The sequence below is a fragment of the Lysinibacillus sp. 38-6 genome, from assembly GCF_046245175.1.
GTDB lineage: Bacteria > Bacillota > Bacilli > Bacillales_A > Planococcaceae > Lysinibacillus.
Map to the genome: position 1 here is coordinate 177,609 of NZ_CP176417.1, position 25,519 is coordinate 203,127.

General features: G+C 35.4%; 29 protein-coding genes. 16 read left to right on the forward strand and 13 right to left on the reverse strand.

Features of this window, described 5'->3' with window-relative positions:
• Positions 1-216: 216 nt before the first annotated feature.
• From ACKVEV_RS00895 to ACKVEV_RS00905, 3 genes are all read right to left on the reverse strand, one after another.
• The gene (locus tag ACKVEV_RS00895) at positions 217-363 is read right to left on the reverse strand and encodes a YrzI family small protein (RefSeq protein WP_409368495.1); all 147 of its coding nucleotides are present in this window, start codon (positions 361-363) and stop codon (positions 217-219) included.
• Positions 364-895: 532 nt separating this feature from the next.
• Positions 896-1,324 carry a HEAT repeat domain-containing protein gene (locus ACKVEV_RS00900; RefSeq protein ID WP_409368496.1) on the reverse strand — a complete coding sequence of 143 codons (429 nt, stop codon included), beginning with the start codon at positions 1,322-1,324 and terminating at the stop codon, positions 896-898.
• Positions 1,325-1,752: 428 nt separating this feature from the next.
• Positions 1,753-2,178: a MerR family transcriptional regulator gene (locus ACKVEV_RS00905; RefSeq protein WP_409368497.1), complete on the reverse strand. Its 426-nt coding sequence runs from the start codon at positions 2,176-2,178 to the stop codon at positions 1,753-1,755.
• 224 nt (positions 2,179-2,402) lie between these two features.
• Between ACKVEV_RS00905 and ACKVEV_RS00910 the strand changes: the two genes are divergently transcribed.
• Positions 2,403-3,017, forward strand: a complete 615-nt coding sequence (locus ACKVEV_RS00910; RefSeq protein ID WP_409368498.1) for a flavin reductase family protein — start codon at positions 2,403-2,405, stop codon at positions 3,015-3,017.
• Between the two features lie 231 nt (positions 3,018-3,248).
• Here ACKVEV_RS00910 and ACKVEV_RS00915 read toward each other — a convergent pair whose 3' ends face one another.
• Positions 3,249-3,503, reverse strand: coding sequence for a GlsB/YeaQ/YmgE family stress response membrane protein (locus tag ACKVEV_RS00915; RefSeq protein ID WP_409368499.1), 255 nt, complete (start codon positions 3,501-3,503; stop codon positions 3,249-3,251).
• A 545-nt stretch (positions 3,504-4,048) separates the two neighbouring features.
• On the opposite strand from ACKVEV_RS00915, the gene ACKVEV_RS00920 reads away from it, so the two are divergent.
• Positions 4,049-5,626, forward strand: a complete 1,578-nt coding sequence (locus tag ACKVEV_RS00920) for a diguanylate cyclase (protein WP_409368501.1) — start codon at positions 4,049-4,051, stop codon at positions 5,624-5,626.
• A gap of 40 nt (positions 5,627-5,666) precedes the next feature.
• Here ACKVEV_RS00920 and ACKVEV_RS00925 read toward each other — a convergent pair whose 3' ends face one another.
• Both ACKVEV_RS00925 and ACKVEV_RS00930 read right to left on the reverse strand, forming a co-directional pair.
• Complete coding sequence (locus ACKVEV_RS00925) at positions 5,667-5,999, reverse strand: CotD family spore coat protein (RefSeq protein WP_409368502.1); 333 nt, start codon at positions 5,997-5,999, stop codon at positions 5,667-5,669.
• 189 nt (positions 6,000-6,188) lie between these two features.
• Positions 6,189-6,728, reverse strand: coding sequence for a DJ-1/PfpI family protein (locus tag ACKVEV_RS00930; protein WP_409368503.1), 540 nt, complete (start codon positions 6,726-6,728; stop codon positions 6,189-6,191).
• Between the two features lie 125 nt (positions 6,729-6,853).
• Here ACKVEV_RS00930 and ACKVEV_RS00935 point away from each other — a divergent pair, with 125 nt between their 5' ends.
• A complete protein-coding gene (locus ACKVEV_RS00935) occupies positions 6,854-7,186 on the forward strand; it encodes a hypothetical protein (RefSeq protein ID WP_409368504.1) in 333 nt (110 codons plus the stop codon).
• 106 nt (positions 7,187-7,292) lie between these two features.
• A complete protein-coding gene (locus ACKVEV_RS00940; RefSeq protein ID WP_409368505.1) occupies positions 7,293-7,538 on the forward strand; it encodes a hypothetical protein in 246 nt (81 codons plus the stop codon).
• 59 nt (positions 7,539-7,597) lie between these two features.
• On the opposite strand, the gene ACKVEV_RS00945 is transcribed toward ACKVEV_RS00940, so the two are convergent.
• Complete coding sequence (locus ACKVEV_RS00945; protein ID WP_409368506.1) at positions 7,598-9,703, reverse strand: sialidase domain-containing protein; 2,106 nt, start codon at positions 9,701-9,703, stop codon at positions 7,598-7,600.
• A gap of 692 nt (positions 9,704-10,395) precedes the next feature.
• On the opposite strand from ACKVEV_RS00945, the gene ACKVEV_RS00950 reads away from it, so the two are divergent.
• The 5 genes from ACKVEV_RS00950 to ACKVEV_RS00970 all read left to right on the forward strand — a co-directional run bounded on the left by ACKVEV_RS00950 (position 10,396) and on the right by ACKVEV_RS00970 (position 15,468).
• Positions 10,396-11,733, forward strand: coding sequence for an ABC transporter substrate-binding protein (locus ACKVEV_RS00950; protein ID WP_409368507.1), 1,338 nt, complete (start codon positions 10,396-10,398; stop codon positions 11,731-11,733).
• A 205-nt stretch (positions 11,734-11,938) separates the two neighbouring features.
• A complete protein-coding gene (locus tag ACKVEV_RS00955) occupies positions 11,939-12,829 on the forward strand; it encodes a carbohydrate ABC transporter permease (protein WP_409368508.1) in 891 nt (296 codons plus the stop codon).
• Positions 12,829-13,659, forward strand: a complete 831-nt coding sequence (locus ACKVEV_RS00960; RefSeq protein ID WP_409368510.1) for a carbohydrate ABC transporter permease — start codon at positions 12,829-12,831, stop codon at positions 13,657-13,659. The genes ACKVEV_RS00955 and ACKVEV_RS00960 overlap by 1 nt, the downstream gene beginning before the upstream one ends.
• A gap of 29 nt (positions 13,660-13,688) precedes the next feature.
• Positions 13,689-14,813, forward strand: coding sequence for a Gfo/Idh/MocA family protein (locus tag ACKVEV_RS00965; RefSeq protein ID WP_409368511.1), 1,125 nt, complete (start codon positions 13,689-13,691; stop codon positions 14,811-14,813).
• Between the two features lie 166 nt (positions 14,814-14,979).
• Positions 14,980-15,468, forward strand: a complete 489-nt coding sequence (locus ACKVEV_RS00970; RefSeq protein ID WP_409368512.1) for a VanZ family protein — start codon at positions 14,980-14,982, stop codon at positions 15,466-15,468.
• Positions 15,469-15,514: 46 nt separating this feature from the next.
• Here ACKVEV_RS00970 and ACKVEV_RS00975 read toward each other — a convergent pair whose 3' ends face one another.
• The 5 genes from ACKVEV_RS00975 to ACKVEV_RS00995 all read right to left on the reverse strand — a co-directional run bounded on the left by ACKVEV_RS00975 (position 15,515) and on the right by ACKVEV_RS00995 (position 18,929).
• Entirely contained in the window at positions 15,515-16,219 is a 705-nt protein-coding gene (locus ACKVEV_RS00975) for a CPBP family intramembrane glutamic endopeptidase (protein WP_409368513.1), read from the reverse strand.
• 61 nt (positions 16,220-16,280) lie between these two features.
• The gene (locus tag ACKVEV_RS00980) at positions 16,281-16,976 is read right to left on the reverse strand and encodes a hypothetical protein (protein WP_409368514.1); all 696 of its coding nucleotides are present in this window, start codon (positions 16,974-16,976) and stop codon (positions 16,281-16,283) included.
• The gene (locus ACKVEV_RS00985) at positions 16,973-17,839 is read right to left on the reverse strand and encodes an ABC transporter ATP-binding protein (protein ID WP_409368516.1); all 867 of its coding nucleotides are present in this window, start codon (positions 17,837-17,839) and stop codon (positions 16,973-16,975) included. The genes ACKVEV_RS00980 and ACKVEV_RS00985 overlap by 4 nt, the downstream gene beginning before the upstream one ends.
• Positions 17,840-17,842: 3 nt before the next feature.
• Positions 17,843-18,205, reverse strand: coding sequence for a GntR family transcriptional regulator (locus tag ACKVEV_RS00990; RefSeq protein WP_409368517.1), 363 nt, complete (start codon positions 18,203-18,205; stop codon positions 17,843-17,845).
• A gap of 286 nt (positions 18,206-18,491) precedes the next feature.
• Positions 18,492-18,929, reverse strand: coding sequence for a general stress protein (locus ACKVEV_RS00995; RefSeq protein ID WP_409368518.1), 438 nt, complete (start codon positions 18,927-18,929; stop codon positions 18,492-18,494).
• A gap of 222 nt (positions 18,930-19,151) precedes the next feature.
• On the opposite strand from ACKVEV_RS00995, the gene ACKVEV_RS01000 reads away from it, so the two are divergent.
• From ACKVEV_RS01000 to ACKVEV_RS01030, 7 genes are all read left to right on the forward strand, one after another.
• On the forward strand, positions 19,152-19,856 hold the full coding sequence (locus tag ACKVEV_RS01000; protein WP_409368519.1) for a DUF5694 domain-containing protein: 705 nt from the start codon (positions 19,152-19,154) through the stop codon (positions 19,854-19,856).
• Between the two features lie 44 nt (positions 19,857-19,900).
• On the forward strand, positions 19,901-20,458 hold the full coding sequence (locus ACKVEV_RS01005) for a hypothetical protein (RefSeq protein ID WP_409368520.1): 558 nt from the start codon (positions 19,901-19,903) through the stop codon (positions 20,456-20,458).
• Between the two features lie 126 nt (positions 20,459-20,584).
• On the forward strand, positions 20,585-21,268 hold the full coding sequence (locus ACKVEV_RS01010) for a TraR/DksA C4-type zinc finger protein (RefSeq protein ID WP_409370474.1): 684 nt from the start codon (positions 20,585-20,587) through the stop codon (positions 21,266-21,268).
• Between the two features lie 229 nt (positions 21,269-21,497).
• Complete coding sequence (locus ACKVEV_RS01015; RefSeq protein ID WP_409368521.1) at positions 21,498-22,424, forward strand: serine hydrolase domain-containing protein; 927 nt, start codon at positions 21,498-21,500, stop codon at positions 22,422-22,424.
• A 107-nt stretch (positions 22,425-22,531) separates the two neighbouring features.
• Positions 22,532-23,017, forward strand: coding sequence for a hypothetical protein (locus tag ACKVEV_RS01020; RefSeq protein ID WP_409368522.1), 486 nt, complete (start codon positions 22,532-22,534; stop codon positions 23,015-23,017).
• A gap of 58 nt (positions 23,018-23,075) precedes the next feature.
• Positions 23,076-23,582 (forward strand): GNAT family N-acetyltransferase, encoded by a 507-nt coding sequence (locus ACKVEV_RS01025; protein WP_409368523.1) that lies wholly within the window; start codon positions 23,076-23,078, stop codon positions 23,580-23,582.
• A gap of 197 nt (positions 23,583-23,779) precedes the next feature.
• A complete protein-coding gene (locus ACKVEV_RS01030) occupies positions 23,780-24,820 on the forward strand; it encodes a serine hydrolase domain-containing protein (RefSeq protein WP_409368524.1) in 1,041 nt (346 codons plus the stop codon).
• Positions 24,821-24,991: 171 nt separating this feature from the next.
• Here the strand turns inward: ACKVEV_RS01030 and ACKVEV_RS01035 are convergent, their stop codons facing one another.
• Complete coding sequence (locus tag ACKVEV_RS01035) at positions 24,992-25,333, reverse strand: ATPase (protein ID WP_409368525.1); 342 nt, start codon at positions 25,331-25,333, stop codon at positions 24,992-24,994.
• Between the last annotated feature and the right edge of the window lie 186 nt (positions 25,334-25,519).

A 25,519-nucleotide genomic window follows, 5' to 3' on the forward strand; every position in this document is an offset into this window, starting at 1 on the left:
TCAACAATGATAAACCTTCAACAAACGAGCGCGATTCTTTAATAAGAATCAGCGCTCGTTTTCATTATTGAATAACACTTCTAAATTTAAAATAGGATTTATTGTTCATCTTGATGGTAGTTTGTAGCTAGGTGGTGTCTTTCACCTGCCATAAAATTGCATGACGTCTTTTGATCATATAAATCATTTCCATTCCCCACCATTCCTGTTTTTTAATTAATATTGACGATTACGAAGATTATTATCTACTTTTCTTCGGTTCTCTTCGAAAATTTTTTTTGCATTTTCCTTATGAAGAGCTTTCTCAAGTGAGATCTCACGTTTTGAAATCGTTATCGTGAGAGCAAAAATGTTTAATATCATTTATTATCACCTCCTTTAATTACCCTGAAAAATGAAAAAAACCGTAGAGAGACTCCCTACGGTGAAAAAAGGCACAAAAATACCGTAGGGGCACACTTCTCCCTACGGTATGGGTATACTTAATTACAAAAAACTTAAGCGATCCATTCCAATCTGGTCGAATGCGTGACTTTGATTTTAACTGAAGTTGTAACTAACAATGACATTAATTTTACGTTTAAGATCATTTCATTCGACCTCCTTAAGAATTTTTTGTTTACTTTGTAAGTATATCTATCTGTAAGTCGTTTGTAAACATTTTTTTGCAAAAACTTACTTATTATGTAATTTTATAGTTAGGGAAAAGGGGGATTTAGTGAAAACGAATCTTCTACAATCGGGCCAGATTATCGAATAGCATTCTTTTAGAAATTCATATTTTGAAAAATAAATCTTCAACTATCATCCTCGTTTTTAAGCGAAGGATAAGAAAAAGCCATTCCTTCCACAAGTGAAGAGAATGACTTCCTTTAATAAATCGCTAGGCTACTGATTACAGTTTTGCCCAACGTTCCTCTAACCAGTTCATAAATTGTCCACCTTTGTCGCCTTCATACGCATCAAAGACATCTAAACGCATACGTTTTAGTTTATCTGCAAAGTCTGCTACTGTATGGTCCTTTGGCAAGCTCTTTTTCACGCGTAGGAAAATTTTGTCTGTTCCTTTAATGATATCAAAACGGGCAGGTGATGGTTTCTCTACATCCTGACCAAGCGCCACAAGTGCATCATATGCTGCTAATTGGACTTTGTGGACAGTATCATGCACCATCCGATTTTTTAATATATCTATGATTTTGTCATGTTGATAAGCCGATAATATTTCGACTGCGGCTAAACGCTCTCGCCAGCTAGACGTATAATTGGCCTGTTTTTTTAATGTCTCATACTGCTCAGGTAATGCTGTTTCAAATTGTTTCAAGTAAGTGCACCTCTTTTTTTCACTAGAGGAAAAATGAATTCTTCTTCTGCTTCTCATATTATACGTTGTCTTGGTGAAAATAGCGAAGAAATCACTAGTAAGGATAATATAAAGAATGAAAAGATAATACATTGAGGTGAACCTCTCATAATTATGTACGCTTCTTTATTAGATTTTCTTTTCTTTTTCAACTAACGGGCGCTTAATTCAATAACAAGCTTCAACAATCGCGTGTGATATTGTAACAACAATCAGCGCTTGTTTTTATTAAATGACCAGATTATTGAATAATAATTTTTTTAGATATGTTATTAAACTAATACGGATATTCATCAAGGTAACCCAAATAGCAAAGGGTTATTTTTTATTGAAAAAAACAATTTGTTGAGAGGAATTGCAATTATTTGTTTTTTATATCCATCTTCTAGTTATTCATGTATTTTAGCCATAGCTTCGTAACTACCTTTGGAAAGTTCGTGATAGCCGGCTAGCTTCTCCTTTGTAAGTGAAATCATGTTGTTCAATTCCTGCTGCTTAGCTTCCAAATCCAACAGATATTTCGAAAGTATTTCTGTTCGTTTATTTAAAGTAGGCATAAATTTAGTAGGGTCTTCCCCTAACTGTATTTTTTCCATTACACAACCGTCACGAGTAAATTCTGCGATCTCCTCTAGTGATAAACCGATTTTCTTTAAATGATTTAAACACTGTATATAGGAAACTTCGCTCTCGTTATATGCCCGCGCACCCCCTTTGCTACGACTTGGTCCCTTTAGAATTCCAATTTTCTCGTAATAACGCAATGTATAAGGGGTTAAACCCGTTCTTTCCGACACTTGACTAATAGTGAGCATTGAATGCTTCCTCCTTTGTAATAATGGAATGAAGTAATCGTACACCTTAGAGCTAGCTCTAAGTCAAGTTATAAGATCACTATACTCTTTTTTTATTCGCCCTTGACTTCGAGTCGACTCTAATTTGTATACTGCATCCATAATCAAGAGGAGGAATTGCCATGATATTTGAATGTAAAGGTCATTAATTAGTCAATTTTAAATCAAGAAAGGATGAAATGAACATGGAAATTACCATAGAAAACCTTACGTGGAAAGATAGCTACAAATTATATACAGGCTCTATTTTACCTAGACCGATCGCTTTGGTCTCTACTATCTCAAAGGGAGGTATTCCAAATCTTGCCCCGTTCAGTAATTTTTGCGGCGTCTGTCCATGGCCATTTATGGTTGCCTTTGCTCCAATGCTACGACCCGAAGATGGTACGAAGAAAGATACGACACGAAACATAGAAGAAACAGGAGAATTTGTCATCAATATCGTGACAGAGGATATTGTAACGAAAATGAATGAAACATCCATTGAATTTGCCCCAGACATAGATGAGTTTCAAGAATCCGGTTTAACACCTATTCCTAGCTCGAACGTGTTACCGTATCGAGTGAAAGAAAGTCCTATACAAATGGAATGTGTATTGGAGAAGATTCTATCATTTGGGGAAGGAGCAGGATCATCAAACCTCGTAATTGGTCGTGTAGTTAAAATCCACATCGAAGATACACTATACAAAGATGGGAAAATAAATTTAGCTAACTTTAAGCCGGTAGGTCGTCTCGCCGGGCCCCATTATGCGAGAATGTCAGACTTATTTACATTGAACAGTCCCCAAAGACGCTGACAGGGTCCCAAAAAGGTCAAAACCAAATTTCCAATGATTGGGATGCGTGAATATATAGGCATCCGCATGAGTACCCTAGAGTAGTGGCAAAAACCGGATTGAAGTATGTTTTAGTTAGTTCATGAAACTTCTGGACTCCACGGAGCTGTTACAAAAAACGGTCCTCCACAACATTCGTTTGTGGAAGACCGTCATTTTTTTCTAAACTTACATCTGATTCATAATTTTAGCTTATGCAGCTTTACGCAATGATTTCATAATGAAGCTTACAATGAAAACTAATATAATTGCTCCAAGGAGAGCAGGGAAGATAAAGAAATCAGAAATTTTAGGACCCCAGCTTCCAAGAAGCATACCACCGATCCATGCACCGATAATACCTGCGATAATATTACCAATAATGCCACCTGGGATATCTTTACCTAAAATTAAACCTGCAAGCCAACCGATAACCCCGCCAATTATTAAAAACCAAATGAAACTCATACTGTCCAACTCCTATTTTGTATTTTAATATTTCGTTATAGTGTTTTATAACCTTTATTAAGCAACTTCAAACTATAAAAAAAGAAAAAAATAAAATGAGTGGAAGTAGGATAGAAGATAGCGGACATTGTTATACTTTTCTATTTGCGTCTTATTATTAAAAACTAAGGTAGACACTACTTATATATAAATGGTGTACGATTTATCATATAAAAACCGTCATTATTAAAATGTAGCTTTATAATGGTGTAACCTTTTCGAAAATTGAGCTTTCAGCAAATAAATACATAATTTTAGAGAAATGTATTAAAAAAATAATAATATTGAGTTTATAGTTTTGTATTTTTGTATGTATTGTATTAAAAAGATTAGGTTTCTTGTTATTTTGTAGTTCTTTAACATTAGTTCTTTGTCAAATACTTTTAATTTATACAAGAAACTTGTAAAATGAAATGATATTTGTGTTTTAATAGATAGGGGAAGACAAGTCTTTAAACTTAATGAATTCACATAGTCAAAATACATATTAGGAGTAAGAATAAACAATGAAAACACGACAGTTAAGGCTAAAGCATTTGATAATGGGTTTAGCAATGGCAGCATTTTTCCTTACAAGCATCGGTAGTATATGGAGCGGCTATCGGATGAATGTGGATTCGATAAAGGAAAATTCACTTGAAACGAATCGCGTGTATGCACAAAAATTGGCAACTACTGCAAGTGCGTATTTAGAAGAAGCCTTTCAAATTTTAGGTTATAGTGCGGATCATGTAGAAACAATCATAGACGATGAAGCTGCACTAGATTTAGAAACTGATCGCTTGAAGATGCAAAATAATATGTTTAACTCGGTTATCGTAACGAATGCGGATGGTCTTGTGTTGTCTGTTTCACCACCTTCAGTCGACGTCAAAGGGAAGTATTTAACTTCTTCAGGGGCTCAAGAAGCATTAGCGAAAAAGAAGCCACTCGTATCTAAACCGTATGAAGGTATTACAGGCAGACTGATTATTTTTATTTCTTATCCTATATTTTCAGCGAAAAATGAATACTTAGGTATGGTAGCAGGTACAATTTATTTAAAGGAAAAAAATGTTTTTAATTTACTGCTAGGAGAACATTATTATCATGACGGCTCTTATGTTTTTGTTGTCGATGAAGATGGACGCATTATTTATCACCAAGACACAAGTCGCATTAATGATGTCGTGATAAAAAATAAGGCTGTCCAAGATGTCGTTGCTGGCAAAAATGGCGCAAAGTTAGTCACCAATACAATGGGAGTCGAAATGTTGGCAGGATACAGTGCAGTGCCACTAGCTGGTTGGGGAGTCGTGTCGCAGCGACCGTTAGAAGTAGCACTTGAGCCTTCATTTGATCGAGTCAAAGATGTAGCAATTAAGGCTATTCCAATCATGCTAGTATCGATTATTATTTTATTGTGGACAGCAGCACGAATTGCCCGTCCATTGCAGCAATTAGCAACATTAACCGAAGAAAGCTTAGATTCAAGAAATGTTGAAGGCTTAAAGTCTGTACGCAGTTGGTATTTTGAAGCATATTATTTAAAGAGTGCACTTATTCGTAGTTTGTCCTTCTTGCAGGGGCAAGTATCTTATTTTAAAGATCAATCGACAACGGACCCTTTAACAGGTGTGACGAATAGGCGGACAATGGATGCGATGCTTGCGGAATGGCATAAAAATCACCTGATGCATTCTATTATTTTACTGGATTTGGATCATTTTAAAAGTGTCAATGATACGTATGGTCATGCAGTGGGAGATAAAGTACTGCAATTTTTAGCGAAAAATATGCAAGCAGTTGCACGTGAAAACGATATTTGCTGTCGCTATGGCGGTGAGGAGTTTATCATCCTATTGCCAAACACAACAGTTGAAGAAGCACTTATTGTAGCGGAAAATTTAAGACAACGATTAGCTAACACAAATAGTCCTTGTGGTCGTCCAGTCACATTATCAGCTGGCGTTGCGGAATATCCATTAATGGCAAAAACGACAGAAGCCTTGATTGAAGCGGCAGATGGTGCATTATATGTTGCAAAGCAAGCAGGTCGTAACCAAGTGAAAATTGCTAGGGAGCATATTATAGCCGATATGTAAGAAAAGCGATGAGACAAAAAAAGTCTCATCGCATACAAAATTAATAGCCCATACCCATATGATGATGGTGACCCATATGGTGTTGTGGCATATGGCAGTGATTATGTGGCATACCACATAGTGTGTGATTTTCACAGCATTCATTTACTACATTCTCTGTGCATGGGAAGTAGTATTGATGATCGATAATATGTTTGTTCACTGTTGTAATATGTGCCGGCTGTACATGTGGTACAACTGTATGGATATAATTTGTGCGCACATATTGCTCTGGTGGTAAAAATTGTGGTGGATCATATTGTGTTGGCATTGTTTGCGGTGGGCAGCATTGTGGTCCTGGTCCTCTTCCATGGTGACGCTTACGATTAAACATGTTATTCCCTCCTGTTTTGATAAGTTGTGGTTCATAATTAACATATGAGATGGAAGACTAATTGGTCTATTTGTATGCCTACTAAGGGCTAGTTAAATCTCTTAGATGCCCCCAGAGGCTAAAGGAGTCAAGCTACAGATTGAAAAAAGGCTAGTTCTCACCTTTGATGGTCAGAACTAGCCTTTCTTATTAATGGAGATACCAATTTTCGTCAAAATGAAGTTGCAATGCTTTCCCAAAGGCAATGCCAAAAGGAATAAAACCCCTACCTCTCGCTGTAATAATGCTACCGTCCTGGACCACTAAATCATCCTTATAATAGCCAAGGTCAAACACTTCTAATTGCTTTATAGCTTCAAGTGACAAGCCAACCGTATAATTTTTTTCCTTTAAAACGCCAGCCTTTGCTAAAAGATATGGCGAACTAGAAATACTAGCAATGACTGCGCCTTTAGCATGCATTTTTATTATTACATTACAAAGCGCTTGCTCATCGGCTAATGTCATAATGTCCATACAACCTGGTAATAAAAGACTATCAATCTCGTTGCTATCAATGTCGCTTAGTTGCATATCTGCCAAACAAGTTAATCCGGACTCACCTTGAATGGTACGATGATGTAATCCAACTGTCACAACAGGTTTATTCCCTTGCATTAATATCGACAATGCGACACTTAATTCATATTCACTGAATTGGGGATATAATATGACGGCAGTTTTTTTCATTTTTTCACCTCTATCTATGTGCACACTTACTATATTACCTTATTTAAATAATTAATGTATAATATGGAAAAGTCGCAGCCGAGTAACATAGTATAAATCGCTGATATGATAAAGGAGATAAGCCGTTGAAATATAATGTGCTTTGGAAATGTCTGCTACTAGTAATCGTATATTTTTATAGGACACCAATGCTAGATACAAAAGATGCCATTTTAAAGGCAGAACTGTATTTAAATAATCCGCCTGAACAAACCTATATCGCTCCAATAAATGTAAATGTAATGGAACTCGAAGGTGAACAAATACATACGCAATTATACAATCAAACGGGCATGTTTAATCGACTCTTTAACCGCATGCAATGGGAAGTGTCATTCCAATTTGAGTATCAAGGCCCAACCGTCATAATAGATGCACATAATGGCAAGCTGATTCAAATAATAGGTGCCATGAATTAGTACACAAAAAATGTCAGGGGCATTCTTATCCCTTCAAAGTTAATATGCTCGGAAAGTAAATACTTGAATTAGCTTATATGTATGCTAAATCAAAGGGGAGAGATAGATGGATCATTACAACTATGGAAATTTTCTTGAGGATTTACGGGCGGGGAGAGAGATTCATTTCATATATAAAGAAGAAAATTATTATATTGGTTGTGGAACTGGTCAGTTTATGTTTTGGCGGTTTTATGATTCAACTAGCGAAATGATCGGGAAAGACCTGGACGATTTACTTCGACAAGTCCAACTGGATGGGATGCAAATCAAGCAAGTATGGGACTGCATTCATATAGATATGATTTTCTGAATTACAAGAAAGGTGCTCCCTTGCATTCATAAGGAAGCACCCATTTTTTTTAATTCTACTTATTTCATAATATCTTCAATCGATAACGTCGTGTACTTTAAGACATTTTTTAAATGTAATTCATTTCTAGACCACGCATCATATTTTTCATACAATAACCCAATTTGATGGTTTGGTAACTCGGTTAAAGCTGAATATGAATAGCCATATTGCGGATAATCCACATCATACTTGTGATTCCAGTCAATTGTGTTCGTAGCTTTGTTGATGAACCCTACCCATAGTTGGCCATTTCTTCTGCCAGATGTAGAATTTGGTGTACTTAAAATGACTGCCTCTTTGCCATCGATAAGCTGAGAATATTTAATAATCGACAGTTGTGTCCCATAAGAAGTATTTTGCACGATGTCTAAATACTTCACTTCACTCCAAGTATCACCGTTATCTAAACTTGTCATATAGCCAATTTTACCTGTTGTCGTTCTTAAATAGGTCTGAATCACGCCTGGTTGAATCTCGACCATTTGGGCTTCAGCAGTTGCATTTGTAAATGGCAGTGGAGCCGTTTTATGTGTCCAAGTGAGGCCATTGTCGTCACTCATAATATAAACCATTTGCTTACTTGCATAAGAAGAAAAAATAATACGGTTCGATTGAGATAACACCAAACCTTGTCCCGGACTAAGGTATGAAGCGTTAGAAGTTAAACCAAGAAATGGTGGTAATAATACAGGAGCATTCCAAGTTTCTCCGCCATTATCACTTGTCGTATAACCAATATAGTTGGTAGGTGTTACTTTCAATAAGGAGTCTTTATAAAAGATATTCATTTTCACTTGATTGCCATTTTTGTACTCTATTAAACTACCGTTTTCAAACTTAACAGAATACTGTTCAATCATTAAATATTCATTGTTCTTTTTTATATTGTAGTAATTATCTACACTATATTCAGTTGGTGTATTTGTTATATCGTTATAAATGACACCGTTTTCACGAATGGAATAATTATAAGCCGATTCAGCACCAAATTTCAATTTTAGGTAGTTTTGGCCATTGATTGATTTGTAGCCTGAATCCGTTTTTAATGCATTTTGATTGCCAATACCTGCTGGCATAAAATCAGACATTAAAATAACTTTATTCGTCTGTTTATCCTGCACTAATGCGGAATCAATAAATGATGCACTTCCACTAATTTGAATATTTTTGCCTACATCATCTCGAGGCCAATCGATTGTTTGTTCAGCATAGTCATCAAATTTTAATGCTAGTTTTGGATTGGACCAAGTAAGCCCATTGTCATCACTATACGAAGTGGCAATATTTATTTTACTTTTAGAATCATGTGATCCTCCGTAACGAGCATCCACACTTGCTAGCACCCTGCCGTTACTTAGCGTATATAAAGCTGGAATTCTGAAATAATTCGCTTTTGTGGCATCTCCAGCTTTGAAAATCATATCGTCTGAAGTCGCATTAGTTGTGTCATTAATGAGTTGTGCATCAGGTAACGCTTCATTATAGATTTTGAGTGACTCTATTTCTCCATTAAACTTAAAGTCTAGTGCCCCTGCTCGGTTAACACCGCCTAAAACAAAGGCATTTGCTCCAGTAATGTTGTGTATTGCTTTAAACAAAGAAACTTTACTTTCTACAATTTTGTCACCATTTGCGTACAACGCATAACTACCTTGTTGTGCATTGGACACAAATGCGACCGTGTTCGAAACCTCTCCATTTTCATCTTTGCCCCATAGCGATGCAGGTCTTGCAATTAAATAGTTCATATTGGCATTCGCATCTCGAACTTCTATACCTAATTCACCGTTATTGCGGAGAAAAATATCAAAATAGTTATTTTTATAACCGGCGTCTTTATTTGAAATACCAAACAAAGATTGCAATGCATTTTGATTGTTTGATTTAAATTTAATAATGATTGTAGCACTATCTGATGTAAGTGCTTGTTTTAGTTCATTTGTCACGTCTAATCCTTGGTTATTTAATACGATATTATTTTTTTCAAAGATTGGTGTACTAATCGTTTGCATTTGATTACTTGTAACTTCGCTTTCGGCACTTGCGTAAGCAGAATCCACTTGGGCAAAACCTAGTCCTAAGAGCAGCGTCATGGCTCCGACTACTTTGTAATTATATTTCATATTAAGCCTCCTCGTATTTTAGTGTAAAAGCTCCTCTTAGACCATTTTCCTTATTAGGATTGTCCAATAAGATGTTTCTTGCAAATAGTAAAGAACACCTCCTTACATTACGATGGCATTTTAACAGTATGGATTGTACTTTTTCTGAAATCCTTACAAAAATGAATTATACATATATTCTAAAAATTCACAACATTGCTTTTTCCAAACGAAAAAAATTTTTCTTATTAAAAAATCTAGTTTATATCGTTTAAATGCTTGAAAAGATTGAATCCAATATAAAAATAAGCTGGCCGTTTTTGGTGGATTTTTTTTTCAAAAATTTAAAATATAAAGAAAATTATTTACAACTTATTTTTAATTTGGTATATTTCATTTGAAAGCGGTATCAAATAAATAATTAAATGGTGGGGGGAGAAAATGGCGTTTGAAAATTTTAAAAGCATGTTTTCTGCTGTGTATACAACCTACGAGAAGTTTCAGAAAAGGGGTACATAGCCAATTCTAACAGGTATCAAGTAGATTAATAGGTGTTGCCAGCACGACTGATGGGGTAAGGTCAGCGATTAAAAACAGCACAGAGCAATCTTTAGAGGTATTGGCAGTGTAAAAGAAGTCCAGCAGGGGATTACATACCATTGAAAATTGTTCAACATGAAATGAATGGAAACAAATAGAAGGGTGGTAATGGAATGAAAAAGAAATTATTATTGCTGTTCGTCGTATTAGCTATGATGATTATGACAGCATGTAGCAATGGAGAAAAAGAAGCAACAACGGATCAAAGTGCTTCAGGAGAATTTGAAGGGGAAATTACAGTTTGGCATTCCTTCACACAAGGACCAAGACTAGAATTTATGCAAGCAGCTGCAGATACATTTATGAAAGAACATCCGAAAGTAAAAATTAAAATCGAAACATTTGCATGGCCTGAATTTTATACGAAATGGACAACAGGTTTGCAATCTGGACAAGTACCTGATGTCAGCACAGCATTGCCAAACCATGTCGTAGAATTAATTGATGTGGATGCCCTTGTGCCACTAAATGATGTGATTGATAACATCGGTAGAGATCGTTTTTATGAAGCGCCATTAAAAGAAGGTACAGTTGATGATAATAATTACTCGATTCCGCTATATTCACATGCACAAGTTATGTGGTATCGAAAAGATTTATTAGAAGCAGCAGGATTAGAAGTACCTAAAACTTGGGATGAGCTATTTGAAACAGCTAAAAAGCTAAATAATCCTCCGAATGTTTATGGATTATCAGTGCCTATGGGATCTGGCGACATGATGGCTACTCGATTCTTGAATTTTTATGTTCGTTCTGCCGGTGAAACGTTAATTACGAAAGATGGCAAAGCAAACTTAACAAGTAAAGCTGCAATTGATGGCATTAACTACTGGCTTAACATGTATAAAGCGACATCACCAGAAGGGTCAGTCAATTATAAAGTATTAGATCAGGCGAATTTATATTATCAAGGAAAAACAGCATTTGACTTTAATAGTGGATTCCAAATCGGTGGAGTAGAAACGAACTCTCCACAATTACTTGATAAAATTGATGCTGCACCAATGCCAAAAATCAATGCAAATGATCCAGACAACGGAATTGAAACTTCAAACATTCCAGTTGTTGTATGGAAAAATAGTAAGCACCCTGAAATCGCGAAAGCATTTGTAGAAAGCTTATATGAAAAAGAAGAATACATTAAATTCTTACATTCAGTACCAGCAGGTATGCTACCAGCGTTAAAAGACATTGCTGAAGATCCAGCATTCTTAAATAACCCGACGATTCAGAAATTTGATAATGCAGTTAAAGTTATTAGTGACGCTGTCGATAAAGGAACGGCTATCGGTATGGAAAATGGTCCAACATTACAATCAGGTATTATCGTGAGCCAAGGAACTATTGAAAAAATGTTCCAAGATATCGTTCTTAAAAATGTACCTGTCAACGAAGCTGCTGAAAAGGCAGAAAAAGAATTAAATGACTTATTTAAAATGCTAGGAAAATAAGCAGGGCTCGGGCTACACAACTTACGACGCTCTCATAATGTATGAGAGCGTTTGTTTTTTAACTTATTGAAAGCACCAGTTGCCACTATTATTTGTTTTGTAAGATGCGGCAGCTTTGCATATAGAGTTAAAAAATGTAGACATAAATGTCGTCGAGTTTTATGTGAACTAACAGGTCTCTACATAACAGGAAAGGAGACGAGACATGGAAAAGAAGCTGAAGCCCTTTAATTGGACGGGCATGCTGTTCGTTTTACCATCTGTATTAATAGTTATTTTACTATTAATCTATCCTATTTTTTCGAGTATTTACTTTAGTTTTACTTCGAAAAATTTAATTCGTCCATTTTACGACTTTGTATGGTTAGATAACTTTAAATTTGTTCTAACTAATCCGGATTTCTATAAAGCGTTTTTCAATTCAATAAAATGGACTGTTTTGTCGTTAGCTGGCCAATTATTAGTTGGTTTTACTGCTGCGTTAGCCTTAAATAGAATTCCAAAATTTACCGGATTATATCGTACGTTATTGATTATTCCGTGGGCATTTCCAGCAATCGTCATTGCCTTTTCATGGAAATATATTTTAAACGATGTTTACGGATTTTTACCAAATTTACTTACTAAAATTGGAATAACTGATGCGAATATTAACTTCCTAGCTAATCCAGATTTAGCGTTTATCGTGGTTGTATTAATTAATATTTGGTTTGGTGCACCGCTGTTTATGGTGAATATTTTATCAGCTTTAAAGACGGTTCCATCAGAACAATATGAAGCGGCCCAAATGGATGGGGCATCTGCGTTCCAAGTATTTTGGCATATTACACTTCGACATATTCGTGTTGTCATCGGGTTATTATTAGTATTAAGAACGATTTGGGTCTTTAATAACTTCGATATTCTATACTTAATCACTGGAGGCGGGCCTTCAGATATTACAACTACACTACCAATCTTTGCATTTAAAGCAGGTTGGGGTATGAAGCAACTTGGTGTCGCTTCTGCCATTACTGTTATTTTATTATTATTTTTACTTGCTGTTTGTTTCTTATACTTTAAATTACTTGATAAATGGGAAAGGGAGGATCGTTGATGGCTGGGAAAAACAAATTATCTACAACACTGAATTATATTTATTTGACGTTATTAGCCATCGTATCGGTCTTTCCCTTACTGTGGATTATAGTATCGTCAGTAAAGTCTTCAGGAGAAATGGCTAATAATCCATTGTCGTTTTTTCCTGAAAAAATAACGTTTGATTATTATTTCAGAGTGCTAAATGATTTATCGTTTACTACGAATATTAAAAACAGTTTATTAGTGTCCTTTTCAGCAACATTCATTACGATTGTAGTGTCTGCCTTAGGGGCATATGGGATTGTTCGTTTCTTCCCACAAGCAGGGAAGAAAATGACGAAAATCTTAATTACAACATATATGTTCCCGCCTATTCTTTTGGCAGTCCCATATTCGATCATTATCGTATCGGTGGGGCTAGTAAATACATGGACGGGACTCGTGATCACCTATCTTTCTTTCTCAATTCCTTATGCGATTTGGATGCTGATTGGATTCTTTCAAACCGTGCCTTTAGAAATTGAGGAAGCAGCAAAGGTAGATGGAGCAGGAATCATGCGTACCTTTCTGCAAGTGGTACTGCCAATTGTAGCACCAGGTGTGGTCGCAACTGCTATTTATACATTCATCAATACTTGGAATGAATTCTTATTCGCCTTGCTACTTATTAATAGTTCAGAAAAGATGCCAATATCCGTGGCCTTGTACTCTTTAACAGGCTCCGAAGTGTTGGATTGGGGAGAAATGATGGCCGCGTCGGTCATTGTTATTTTACCTTCTATTATATTCTTTATGATTATTCAAAATAAGATTGCAGGCGGTTTATCAGATGGAGCAGGAAAATAATCATTGTTTACTGTGAGAGGAGAAAAAAAATGACTCAAATCAACTATGGAGTAGTAGGGACTGGCTATTTTGGCGCAGGTCTTGCAAGAATACTGAACACTTTAGAAGGTGCAAAGATTGTAGCGGTATATGATCCGAAAAATGCAGAAGCTGTTGCCGAAGAACTAAATTGTGAGGTTGAGCCTAATATTGACGCATTGTGTCAACGACCTGATATTGATGCAATTATTGTCGCTTCACCGAATGGTGTTCATAAGCATCCCGTTTTAAGTGCTGCAGAAAATAATAAACATGTATTTTGTGAAAAGCCCATTGCCTTATCTTATGAAGATTGTAATGAGATGATCGAAGTAACAAAACGTAATGGCGTTACTTTTATGGCAGGACATGTGATGAACTTTATGAATGGAGTACGTACAGCGAAGAAATTAATTAACGAAGGTGAAATTGGAGAAATTCTTTTCTGTCATGCAGAGCGTAATGGCTGGGAAGAAGCTCAGAAAGAAGTAAGTTGGAAAAAACAACGAGCACTTTCAGGTGGTCATTTATATCATCATATTCACGAACTAGATTTTATTCAGTTTTTAATGGGGCCAGCTAAACGCGTGTCGATGGTTGGCGGCAACGTTGCCCATCAAGGGGAACAATTTGGTGATGAAGATGATATGTTATTAATTACGCTTGAATTTGATAATAAACGTTTTGCGACATTACAATATGGTTCTGCCTTTAGATGGAGCGATCACTATGTGAAAATCCAAGGAACAAAAGGCGCCATCTTAATTGATTTGCAAGATGTTAAAGTCGTATTAAAAACACCAGAAAAAGAAGAAAGATATTTATTGCATGAATCGAAAGAAGAAGATGAGGATCGCTCAAGAATTTATAGCGGACTAAAATCTGACCAAGCGATTGCCTATGGTAAGCCAAATCAAACACCACCAATGTGGCTACACTCGATTATGGAAAAAGAAATGAAATATTTCCATAGCATTATGCAAGGAGCAGAAGTGGAAGAAGAATTTATTCCTTTATTAAATGGTACTGCTGCCAGAGCATCCATTGCTACGGCGGATGCACTTACATTGTCTTTAAATGAAGATCGAAAAGTCAGTGTGGAAGAGGTCACTTCAAAAGGTGTCTTTCAAAAGTAATCTATAACGGCAACATCAATTGAATGGATGGGGCATTATCAGCGGGCGTAACAGGTCAAGCTCATGGTAATGCCCTTTTTTTGTTCAATGTGAGACAACCGCATTTTAATGATAGTGGAAAAATGTTATTGTGGTAAATAATAACAGAATTTGTGGAGGGAAGAGAATGAAGGGAAGGCGGATATGGAATCGTATATTTATAGCCTATGTCTGTTTGTTGCTATATTTCGTTGTATTAAAAATAAATGGTTCCACCGAGCGGATGAAGACAATTAAGCAAAGTAGAGATGCTGGATTTTGGAACTATAATGTCTATCCTTTAAGTACGATTACACCATATTTAGAAGATATAACGTATACATATGCCTATATGAATATTTTAGGCAATATTATTCCTTTTGTTCCTTTGGGAATATTAATACCTACTATGTTCAAACGATATAGAAATGTAAAGAAGGCTATCCTGATTTTCATTATTTGTATCATTGGTATCGAAACACTTCAATTTATTACGCTGTTAGGGTATTTTGATGTTGATGATATTTTATTAAATATGATTGGTTGTATTGTTGGGTACTTTTTTTATATCGGTATTAGCAATCTATCTAAGAATGTTATTTATAATAAAAAGTTGGAAAAAACATCTTCTAAATGAATTTATATATCGGTCTAATTTCAATAGAAGATGCTTTGTTCTCCCTTTATTGCACGTATATTTTTTTCTTCACACGTCTCCATAAAATCAACATATACACAAATAGTACAAAAATAATTATATAGGCCGTTAACATGGAACTTTCAGCATTGCCCATAAAGTTAAAGAAATTATTGAAGCCATGGAAGAGAATCGTCAAAATGATGGATTGACCATCGATAATTAGTAATGCAAGAACAAGTCCTACAAGAAGTGCATAAATAATTTGAATAATGGTATCTTCAACCGATTGTCCTCCAATAAGTTGTAAGGCATGTGTCACTGCAAAAAGTATGCTGGAAATCCAGACGGCAGTAAAGGTTCCTTTAGGTAACAGCATACGCAGTAGTATGCCTCTGAAAATGGTTTCTTCAATAAATGCAACAATAAACATTTGCATTATAAACATAAGAAGTAAATCGCTAAAAGATGAGAAATTTAAGCCTTTTGTCCCGATTAAAATAATACATAACACAACAACGAGCGGTGTGTACACAATCAAATTGTTCTTATTGATTGAAAGAAAGAAGTAATGGCCCCATTTCTTTTTGACAGCAATATAAAGAAAGAGACCGATTGCTAAAGGAATCAACAAAGCAAATTGTAAAAACGGGCTAGCTGGCTGCTGAATGGATACGTAAGCACCATTGGCAACATAGAAAAATATAAGAAGCATTTCTAACCCAATAATTTTTAAAATCATTTTTTTCATTTCGTTGTCCCCTCAATGTGTAGAATTTTCATTTCTTTATTTAATGTTTTAAAGCACCGTTTTATGATGGAATTGCGGAAGCGTTTCGTAATGCCCTAGAGATTATCATATAGATAAATACAATAACAGCTGATAAAGTAGCAATGATCGTAAGAACAGAGACTTCTGAAAGTAATTCAAATAGGGGGGGATACCATTCGAAAATAACCATCATGATCGGAATCAATGCAAGTATGCCAATAAAGCTATAACCACCTAATGTCCCGAAACGGTAAAAGACTACATTTAAAAGTAAACTTGAAATTAAGCAGAATAGAAGTAACACAGAATCCATAGTCATTGTTAGAAAGAATGAATCTGATTTGCTGAAAAGTAAAAGGGGGTGAATAATAATCATATTTTTATAATCAAAAAGGTTAGATAACAGGGCAATGATTTTATGTGTACAAGCGATTATAAATGCACCTGCAAGACTCCAAATGATGAAAAATAGGCCAATATTCCAAACATACTGCATACGGCTTAAGCCCAGTTTCAAGAAATAGGGCAATGTGTTATTTAAAAATTTCGCTCCTTTCACACTATAAAAAATATAGACAGGTATGGAAATCGTCATGGCAAAGGATACATACTGCCCAAAAAGGGTGTCTATAAAAAATGATAGTATGACGATTGCAAACAGGATGCACCAAAAAATAATATTACTTTTTTTATAGCTTTGAAATAAGACGTATAGACTACCATATACTATTTTCATTTTACTAACCTCGCTTTCTGTTGTTTACTTAAATACACTAACAGGTCTTGTAAGGAGACACTTTCGAGCGTAATAGGATCACCTTCAAAAGTGTAGCCATCGGCATATACAACGGCGGTCATCTCATGCATAAAAGTGTGCTTGTGAATTACTTGTAAGTCTTTGATTGCAAGCTCGACATCTTGTGTGCTTCCTTTTACTGCAACAATAAACTGATCCCATTCATCCATCGTTTTTTGTAGCAATAATTCCCCCCCGTGCAAGATAAGAATATCCTCGAACAATTCACTAGCTTCATCGATTAGATGTGTCGATAAAATGAAGAGCCTTGGATTTTCGATTTGTTGTTCAATTAATAAATCATAAAATGTATTTCTTGCTGCTACGTCTAATCCAATGTAAGGTTCATCGAAAATGGTGATTGCAGCATTACTGGCAAAACCGGTAATAAGACCAAGTGCAGAGATCATCCCTTTAGAGAGGTTGCGCACCCTTTCTTTTGGATTTAGGGCAAACACTTGAAGTAGCTCATTGGCAAGCTGTGCATCCCACTTAGGATAAAAAAAACTATTGGTCTTTAAACTTTGCGCAACTGTCATATCTTCCTGAAAATTCCCACTCTCCGCCACAAAACAAATGTCTTGTAATATACTAGGGGCATTAAAAACATTCTCACCATTGACACAAATTAGTCCTTCAGTAGTAGAAGTAAGGCCCGCTAATAGATTGAGAAATGTTGTTTTACCAGCGCCATTATGCCCTAAGAAGCCAATGATTTTAGGTCCTTCAATAGTAAATGATACATTTTTCAAAGCATGCTTCTGCTTATATAATTTGCTTACATTTTTCACATCAATCTTCATAAATTATCTCCTTTGTAACATATTTTGTAGTTCTTCATCTGAAATACCTAAACGTATGGCCTCTTTTTTCAATGGCTCTATATGCTGGGCAAAGAAGATTTCTTTACGTTCTGCTATTAAAATCTTGCGTGCATCTGTACTGACAAACATGCCAACGCCTCGTTTTTTATAAATTACACCCTTTTCCACTAATTCGTTCACGCCCTTTCCCGCTGTGGCAGGATTAATTTGATACTCCTTGGCAAATTCATTTGTTGATGGAATGCGATCTTCAGACTGTAGATGGCCATCAAGAATGGCATCTTCAATCCGTTCACGAATTTGTTGGAAGATAGGTTTTTCATTGCTTAAAGAATAAATCACCATCCACCTCCTAGTTAATTGGTTCATTACTTATGTAACTAACCATACAACGTAGTGAATAAATTGTCAAATTATTTTTGGTATTTTTTTCTTTTTAAACATTGCGAGGTATTTGCAATGGAAAAGCGCCCAAACAAAAAGTTCCTATGTTTGTACATAACCGATACAAACATAGGAACTCATTAATTTTCGTATGCCCTTAACAGGAATTAAACATGCAACTGAAGAAGCGGAATCTCGCTGCTTTCCATTGTAGTCCATCTTGCGAGCGAAACTATTCAATCCGCTGTCACTCTTTAGGGTGAAGAAGGACTAGGAATTTCCCCTCTTCGGCGTCATTTGAATAGCGTTCAGCTTCATCATCTGAGACGCCCATTTCCATAAGAGCATGCTTTAATCCCCCAGCACCAGAGTTGGCCCCTACAACTGCTCCTCCAATTGTTGTAATAATAGGACCTGCTGCCAACACGGCGCCAAATCCAGGAATCAATATAGTGGATAATCCTGCTATCACGCCTGCTATACCAATGGCAGCTCCAGTGGCTGCTCCAGCAAGGGCGCCATCCATCGTGGAAGGTTTTACTTCCTGTGTGTTTTCATATAGGTCTTTGGCTTTTTTAGTAATCACTGAAATTTCCTCGGTTGTATAGCCTGTCGCTTTTAAATCTTCAACAGCTTCAGCTGCGCTTACTTCATTATCATATACGCCAATAACTTGATTTTTCATAAAAAACTACCTCCTGTTTGTTGTAACTGTGTAATCTTTACCCGTTTTCATATGGATAGACACCTTTTCCTTTTAGAACATCCATAATAAACTCTAGCAATGGGATACTATTATCGAATATCGTTTTCAACAATATGGTTATTTATGTTATTATTTACAATATATTAATTAGTAACTTATAAAACTACCGATGCAGCTTAAGTAACAAAGGGAGGATTGACAATGCATTTGAAAAAAGCGCAAGTTGTTGTACTTGGATCTTTTCATATGTCTGAACATACAGGTTTAAGTTCTGAAAGAAGGCAAACTGAAATAGAGGACTTAGTATTTAAACTAGCAAGATTTAAACCAACGAAGATTGCAGTTGAAATGGTACCAGAGGATAGTGCGTATTGTAATGAGAAATATAAACAGTATAAATTAGGTGTTCATAGACTAGAGATGAACGAAATATTTCAAGTCGGCTTCCGATTAGGAATAAAGATGGCGCATGAACAGCTTTATCCAACCGATTGGATGGGTGCTTCGGACATGGATTATGGAGAAGTTGAAAGTTGGGCACAAGAAAATCAACCAGAACTTTTACATGAAATATATAAAGATCTTGTGTTTCCCGAATTGTCGGAAGATAAAAGTATAGTAGATTATTACAAAGAAATAAATACCTCCACTTTTCTTAACAAGTTGCATAAAATGTATGTAAATATGGCACGTATCGGTGATCTAAATCATTATGTTGGTATGAACTGGCTAAGTTGGTGGTATAAAAGAAACTTGATTATGTTTGCTAATTTAACCCGTCTCATTGATACGGAAGAGGAACGTATTTTATTTATAGTAGGTGGTTCACATGCAAGTATCGTTACTAAATTTCTTGAAGAAAGTGAGATTTGTGAGGTCGTCTCTCCACTAAGTTATTTATCCTAACCGTTTTATCTTTAAATATTTAAAATGAAATTGGAGGTTGTGCTTTGAAGAAAGTCGGAATAGTTTTTGCTTTGTTATTAATTGTTGTAGTTATTTTTAACGGATATCGTTTAACCCCTTTATCTGCTGCGAAGGCTAATCCTTTTGTAACAAATGACTACGAATTGGTTGATAAATATCACATTGATTCGAGTAGTTTCTATTTATTTAAAAGTGAAGCTAAGAAAGAATATATTACAGTTGATGTTAATCAAAAAAACTTTATGTATCGTAGTAGTACATCTACATCCATTCCTTATAGTAGTGATTTATTACAAACAATTGGCGGATTTAGTATTAGGTATGACGATAAAGAAGTAACCCTATTTGTTGTCTTATCTAATGATGAAGAAGTAACCTCTATTGGAATCCAAACAGGAAATAAAGATGAAATAAAAAACATCACAAAGGGAGAAACAATTCATTTTCTCCTGCCCTTTAGTAAACAAATTGATCAACTCAACGCAAAAGCTTTTGATAAAGAAGGAAATGCACTTTATTACTATGGCTGGAATGAGGGTCATATTAAAAGCAATCTAAAATGGCATAAATTAAAAAGTTAACAGTAGTTTTGCTTAGTAGATGGTTTAGTATACTATTTTGTTCTTTTCGTATTTGTCTTTAGAGTTAGCCGATAGACAAATAATTTAATCAAATTCGTTCATAATAATGAAAAGGACGTGATGACTATTCTAAACGAGAAAAAGATATCCAAGTTAAAAAATCTGTTAATTGAGGAAAAACATTTGCTCGAACGAAGAATGGAAACAGATGATGAATATTTAGAACGAGGGAGTTTACGGGATTCTGTTGATGAATTGTCAACAGTTGATAATCATCCAGCAGATTTAGGGACCGAATTATACGAACGTGAAAAAGATATGGCGTTAAAAGTCCATGACAATGATGAGTTAACAAAAGTAAATGCCGCCTTACAAAAGATTGAGGATGGAACGTATGGCGTATGTGAAGTTTGTCAACAAGATATCCCATATGATCGCTTGGTAGCACTGCCTTATACCTCTTTTTGTATTGAACATACGGATGCAAAAGACATTCCAACAGATCGACCGGTTGAAGAGCAAGTGCTGCTTCCTCCAGTTGACAATTCTTTTGCAGGCCGTGATGACAAGGACGATATTCATGATTATGAAGATACGTTTCAAGTCGTTGCAAAATATGGAACTTCTGAAACACCGTCTGATTTTGAAGGAAATATTGATCATTATGATGATTTATATGAAGACCCAGAAGAAATTGCCGTTAATGACGAATGGGATTCCTATCATATCTCCGAAACAGATGAATTAACGCGCCAAGTTTCCATTCAGGAAGTAGAACACGCGAGGAAATTTGATTATTTAGAGGATTAAATGTCGGATTCAAAATAAGTCTAAAAAAAGCATTATTGAAGGAACAGTTACAATAGCATAATAAACGATTCTTAATTGGGCGCGATTCTGTAACAAGAATCAGCGCTCGTTTTCATGAAAGTACCACTTTATCGGATACACTTTTACTTGAATAATCAATTTATGTTAAAATTTAGGTGTGTATATAAACATAAACTGAACGCAATCTTGTATAGGAAGGATTATATGTATGAGTGAACTATCTTTTCATGAGTTAGAGAAGAAAGTGAAGAAGATAAAAATTGAAGGTTTTGTTATTTATAAAGGAAATACACGCATCTTTGAATATTTAAAGAATAAGAAAGTCGTAGAAAACTCGACAAAGGTTTATTCGATTACAAAAAGTATTATATCGATATTAATTGGCATTCTGGTCGATAAGGGGCTAATAAAAAACATCCATGAACCTATTCATCACTACTTTCCGGAAATATTAGAGTTTAATGAACCATTGAAGGAGGAAATTACATTATTTCATTTGCTGACGATGACTTCTGGATTAAAAGTAGGGAAATACCAAAGCTCAAAAAATTGGGTACAATTCATATTAGAACAACCAGTTATACATAGACCAGGCTTAACCTTTGAATATAATAGTGGCAACTCTCATTTACTAAGCGCAATCATCCAAAAAGTTTCTGGAGGTTCTACCGCCTCCTTTGCTGAACAATTTCTATTCCAGCCATTAAGGATAAAAAAATACATTTGGGTAAAAGACCCACAAGGAATTTACGAGGGTGGCTTTAGTATTTCATTAAATTTAGAGGATATGGTGAAGCTTGGATTTTTATTACTAAACGAAGGGCAATTTAAATCAAAACACGTGGTTTCCTCCAACTGGATTTCCGAGGCAAAAAAACCACATAAACAATTGGAATCAGAAGAAGACAGAACAGTGGGATATGGTTATCAACTATGGACATGTGAAATTGCTAATCGTAACACTAAAATTGAATATTACTATGCGAATGGCATATACGGACAATATATATTTATTGTGCCAAAGTTAAATATGATGGCAGTGGCAAAAAGCAATCTACGTGATGACCAGTCCGCTGCGCCGAAACGCTTTTTCGAAGAACTTTTACGAAGTTGGGAGGATGATGGTAACATTTAGCGATTGAAGCCAAATTGCAGAACAATACCTCTCAAAGAAAATGGATATTAGCCATGAGTTTGTAAACAGAAGAACTTGAAGAAAAGTGTACGAAAGGAGGAACTCGTTTGTTTTTATATCATATGGTTATTCACAATGATCTCTATGAAAATATTAGTCCCCAAATCGTATTAAAAGAAGGATTAAATTACAAGACATCAACTAAGTGGTATTCCAAGAGTGCTAATTTATTTCCAGATTTAACAGAGCGTTTTAGACCAGCAAATTTACCAAAATGGATTGATTTTAAGTTTGCTTTCGGAGTACATTTGGAAGTCGAAGAAAGTCCTCATTATCGATTTCCAGTGTTTAGTGATAAAATTTTAGTCTTTGATCGAGATATTGCAAGTGATTTATTTGCTTATATTGAGGACATGTATGATGGTGGCAAAGGACGTATTACTGAGGGATTACCTTCAAAGGAAGATTTAATGAAAAATTATTGGGCAAGTATGACCACTCTCGAAGATTATTTAAATAATAAGCCTTTTAATAACCCTGAAGTTTATATTTTTGAGCAAGTTCCTGCAAATTTAATTGTATATATAGAGTAATTTTATGTTCAACAAATGGGTACTTAACTGCGTCTTTTTTTATGGGAGGATAGAAATCATGAAGAAAATAATCGAAACTGAGAGACTGTATCTTAGGGAACTAATAATGGAGGATATACAAGAGTTATCTAAAGTTCTTTCAGATCCAGAATCGATGCAATACTATCCTGAACCGTTTAATCAGGAAAAAGTGGAACAATGGATCAAATGGAATATTGATAATTATAATAAATATTACCATGGTTTGTGGGCAGTTATTGTAAAAGATGGAGAAAAATTTATAGGAGACTGTGGTATTACAATGCAAGCAATAGAGAATGAAATAGTACCAGAGATTGGTTTTCATATTATAAAGGAGTATTGGAATAAAGGGTTTGCTACAGAAGCAGCAATTGCTTGTAAGGATTATGCTTTTGATATTTTGAATTACCCCAAGATATTTTCATATACTACATTTGATAATATACCGTCACAGAAGGTTGCAGAGAAAATAGGAATGAAAACATATAAGGTGTTTGAAAAAAATGGTGAAAAACAAATTGCCCAAGTGATATTTAATAAGTAGGGGATAAGAGTGTGCTTAACTATTAGGTGGTTAAACGAATAGCGCTCGTGAACTTAAGAAATAGACTACGAAGTTCGACATGTAAAGAAACAGAGTATTGCTGAAATCACTGGAATATATTACAATTATAATACTAATACAGGTAGTGCCTCCAATCAACTTGGAGGCACTTTTTATTTTCAAGGGGAGTGAACAAATTGATTTTAAAAAAGGACAATGATAATACATATTTATTTAATGATGTACGTACGCATGTGATGGAAAGTGCTGAAAAGTTGGGTGCTAGTGGCGGTGCCTTATTGATTATCCAGAACGATAAAATCGCAACAGAGTCGTATTTTGGTCAACAATCTCATGCAAAACACGCTCGAAATGTGCAAGCAGACACGCAATTCCATATTGCATCTGTAAGAAAGGCTTATATCGGTTTTGCTGCGGCTTATGCTATATATAATGGCTACTTTTCTATTGATGATCCGGTTCGTTTGTTTGTTGAAGATTCTCATTTATCCGCTTATGAAGGGGTAACCATTCGTCACTTATTAACTCACACACATGGACTCAAAATTGCTGATGACAATCAACTAGCAAGTGAATATAAACCCGGTGATTCATGGGCTTATAGAGGCCCAAGTATTGAATTACTGACAATGATTATCCAAAAAACAACGGGACAGTCGATTGCTGAAATTATTAAATCACAAGTTATTGAGCCATTAGGCTTTCAGTCGACAGAATGGATTAAGATGAGTAAGCCTCATTCAAAAATTGCCGATGCTATTCGAGATGCAGATGACCGCTTTTGGACTGAAACGGATGTAGTGGATGGTTCTAGAATGAATATGTATGTATCTGCACAAGAGCTTGCATTATGGGGGTACATTCATTTAACAGAAGGACAATGGGCAGGCAAACAGCTGATTCCTCGAGAAATCATACAGATGGCTACATCGATTCAAACGCCTAAACCAACACTTCCTATTCAGAAGAACGGATTTTTGTGGTTTGTAAAAGATACAAACTATAGCTTTAATCAAATAGGCGATACAGTGCCAAAAGGTTCCTATCAATTACTCGGCTACACCAATGTAGCGCTGCTCGTCATTCCAGAGGAAAACTTAGTGGCAGTAAGAATGCTCAATCGTTTTGGTTCATCTAAAGGATACGACTATCTAAGTGATATTCGGTCTTTTGGAGATACTGTTTATAAATGTTCTTTAAAATCAACCATGCATTAATATCAATGTTTGAAAGTGGAGGCAAAGCTACTCAAGCAACGCAATGCTTCGGAGGATTGCTTAGTTACTTGAAGAATATTGTTCAGGAAGTGAATGGATAAAAATACGAAAAGCCTTATATTTTAATATAAGGCTTCCGTGGATTTTAACTGTTAAAATCTGTTTATATAATTAAAGAATCGGTGTTAATTCTGAGTTCACGAATCGTTGGGCATCGATGATTACACCTGAAGCTGTTCGCCCGTAAACGCTGTATAAACCGCCTGTTTGATTAGGAACAATTTCAACCTCATATTGTGCCGCACCACCTACACTAGGCGTTACAAAAGTAGAAGCGTTGGCATTCGCAGCAAAAGGAGTTGTTGATAATAATTGTCTAGAGCCGTTTAGTCTGAAAACTCTCACTACTCCTGTTAATAAACCGCCAGTGAGATTGAGAACTTTAATACGAACGCTAGAGGCGTTAGCTGGTAGATTTCCTACATTTTCGATTGGACCAGTAGTTAAAGGCATGTAAATTTCACCTCCTCAAAATGAAAGAATCATAATCTGCAGATTATATAGTCATAGTATGCAGTATTGCTTAACATTCACTAGTCATTTTAATCAAGTTGCTATAAAAATAAATGCAGCGTGTGAATTGATTAGTAGAAAATGTGATAGAAGTGAACCTCTTAACAAAGATGAATACATATATCA

Bases quoted from the DNA above. Each gene is read 5' to 3' on its own strand.
- ACKVEV_RS00895 (WP_409368495.1), bottom strand. From the start codon at position 363: ATGATATTAAACATTTTTGCTCTCACGATAACGATTTCAAAACGTGAG.
- ACKVEV_RS00905 (WP_409368497.1), bottom strand. From the start codon at position 2,178: ATGCTCACTATTAGTCAAGTGTCGGAAAGAACGGGTTTAACCCCTTAT.
- ACKVEV_RS00910 (WP_409368498.1), top strand. From the start codon at position 2,403: ATGGAAATTACCATAGAAAACCTTACGTGGAAAGATAGCTACAAATTA.
- ACKVEV_RS00915 (WP_409368499.1), bottom strand. From the start codon at position 3,503: ATGAGTTTCATTTGGTTTTTAATAATTGGCGGGGTTATCGGTTGGCTT.
- ACKVEV_RS00920 (WP_409368501.1), top strand. From the start codon at position 4,049: ATGAAAACACGACAGTTAAGGCTAAAGCATTTGATAATGGGTTTAGCA.
- ACKVEV_RS00925 (WP_409368502.1), bottom strand. From the start codon at position 5,999: ATGTTTAATCGTAAGCGTCACCATGGAAGAGGACCAGGACCACAATGC.
- ACKVEV_RS00930 (WP_409368503.1), bottom strand. From the start codon at position 6,728: ATGAAAAAAACTGCCGTCATATTATATCCCCAATTCAGTGAATATGAA.
- ACKVEV_RS00940 (WP_409368505.1), top strand. From the start codon at position 7,293: ATGGATCATTACAACTATGGAAATTTTCTTGAGGATTTACGGGCGGGG.
- ACKVEV_RS00945 (WP_409368506.1), bottom strand. From the start codon at position 9,703: ATGAAATATAATTACAAAGTAGTCGGAGCCATGACGCTGCTCTTAGGA.
- ACKVEV_RS00950 (WP_409368507.1), top strand. From the start codon at position 10,396: ATGAAAAAGAAATTATTATTGCTGTTCGTCGTATTAGCTATGATGATT.
- ACKVEV_RS00955 (WP_409368508.1), top strand. From the start codon at position 11,939: ATGGAAAAGAAGCTGAAGCCCTTTAATTGGACGGGCATGCTGTTCGTT.
- ACKVEV_RS00960 (WP_409368510.1), top strand. From the start codon at position 12,829: ATGGCTGGGAAAAACAAATTATCTACAACACTGAATTATATTTATTTG.
- ACKVEV_RS00965 (WP_409368511.1), top strand. From the start codon at position 13,689: ATGACTCAAATCAACTATGGAGTAGTAGGGACTGGCTATTTTGGCGCA.
- ACKVEV_RS00970 (WP_409368512.1), top strand. From the start codon at position 14,980: ATGAAGGGAAGGCGGATATGGAATCGTATATTTATAGCCTATGTCTGT.
- ACKVEV_RS00975 (WP_409368513.1), bottom strand. From the start codon at position 16,219: ATGAAAAAAATGATTTTAAAAATTATTGGGTTAGAAATGCTTCTTATA.
- ACKVEV_RS00980 (WP_409368514.1), bottom strand. From the start codon at position 16,976: ATGAAAATAGTATATGGTAGTCTATACGTCTTATTTCAAAGCTATAAA.
- ACKVEV_RS00985 (WP_409368516.1), bottom strand. From the start codon at position 17,839: ATGAAGATTGATGTGAAAAATGTAAGCAAATTATATAAGCAGAAGCAT.
- ACKVEV_RS00990 (WP_409368517.1), bottom strand. From the start codon at position 18,205: ATGGTGATTTATTCTTTAAGCAATGAAAAACCTATCTTCCAACAAATT.
- ACKVEV_RS00995 (WP_409368518.1), bottom strand. From the start codon at position 18,929: ATGAAAAATCAAGTTATTGGCGTATATGATAATGAAGTAAGCGCAGCT.
- ACKVEV_RS01000 (WP_409368519.1), top strand. From the start codon at position 19,152: ATGCATTTGAAAAAAGCGCAAGTTGTTGTACTTGGATCTTTTCATATG.
- ACKVEV_RS01015 (WP_409368521.1), top strand. From the start codon at position 21,498: ATGAGTGAACTATCTTTTCATGAGTTAGAGAAGAAAGTGAAGAAGATA.
- ACKVEV_RS01025 (WP_409368523.1), top strand. From the start codon at position 23,076: ATGAAGAAAATAATCGAAACTGAGAGACTGTATCTTAGGGAACTAATA.
- ACKVEV_RS01035 (WP_409368525.1), bottom strand. From the start codon at position 25,333: ATGCCTTTAACTACTGGTCCAATCGAAAATGTAGGAAATCTACCAGCT.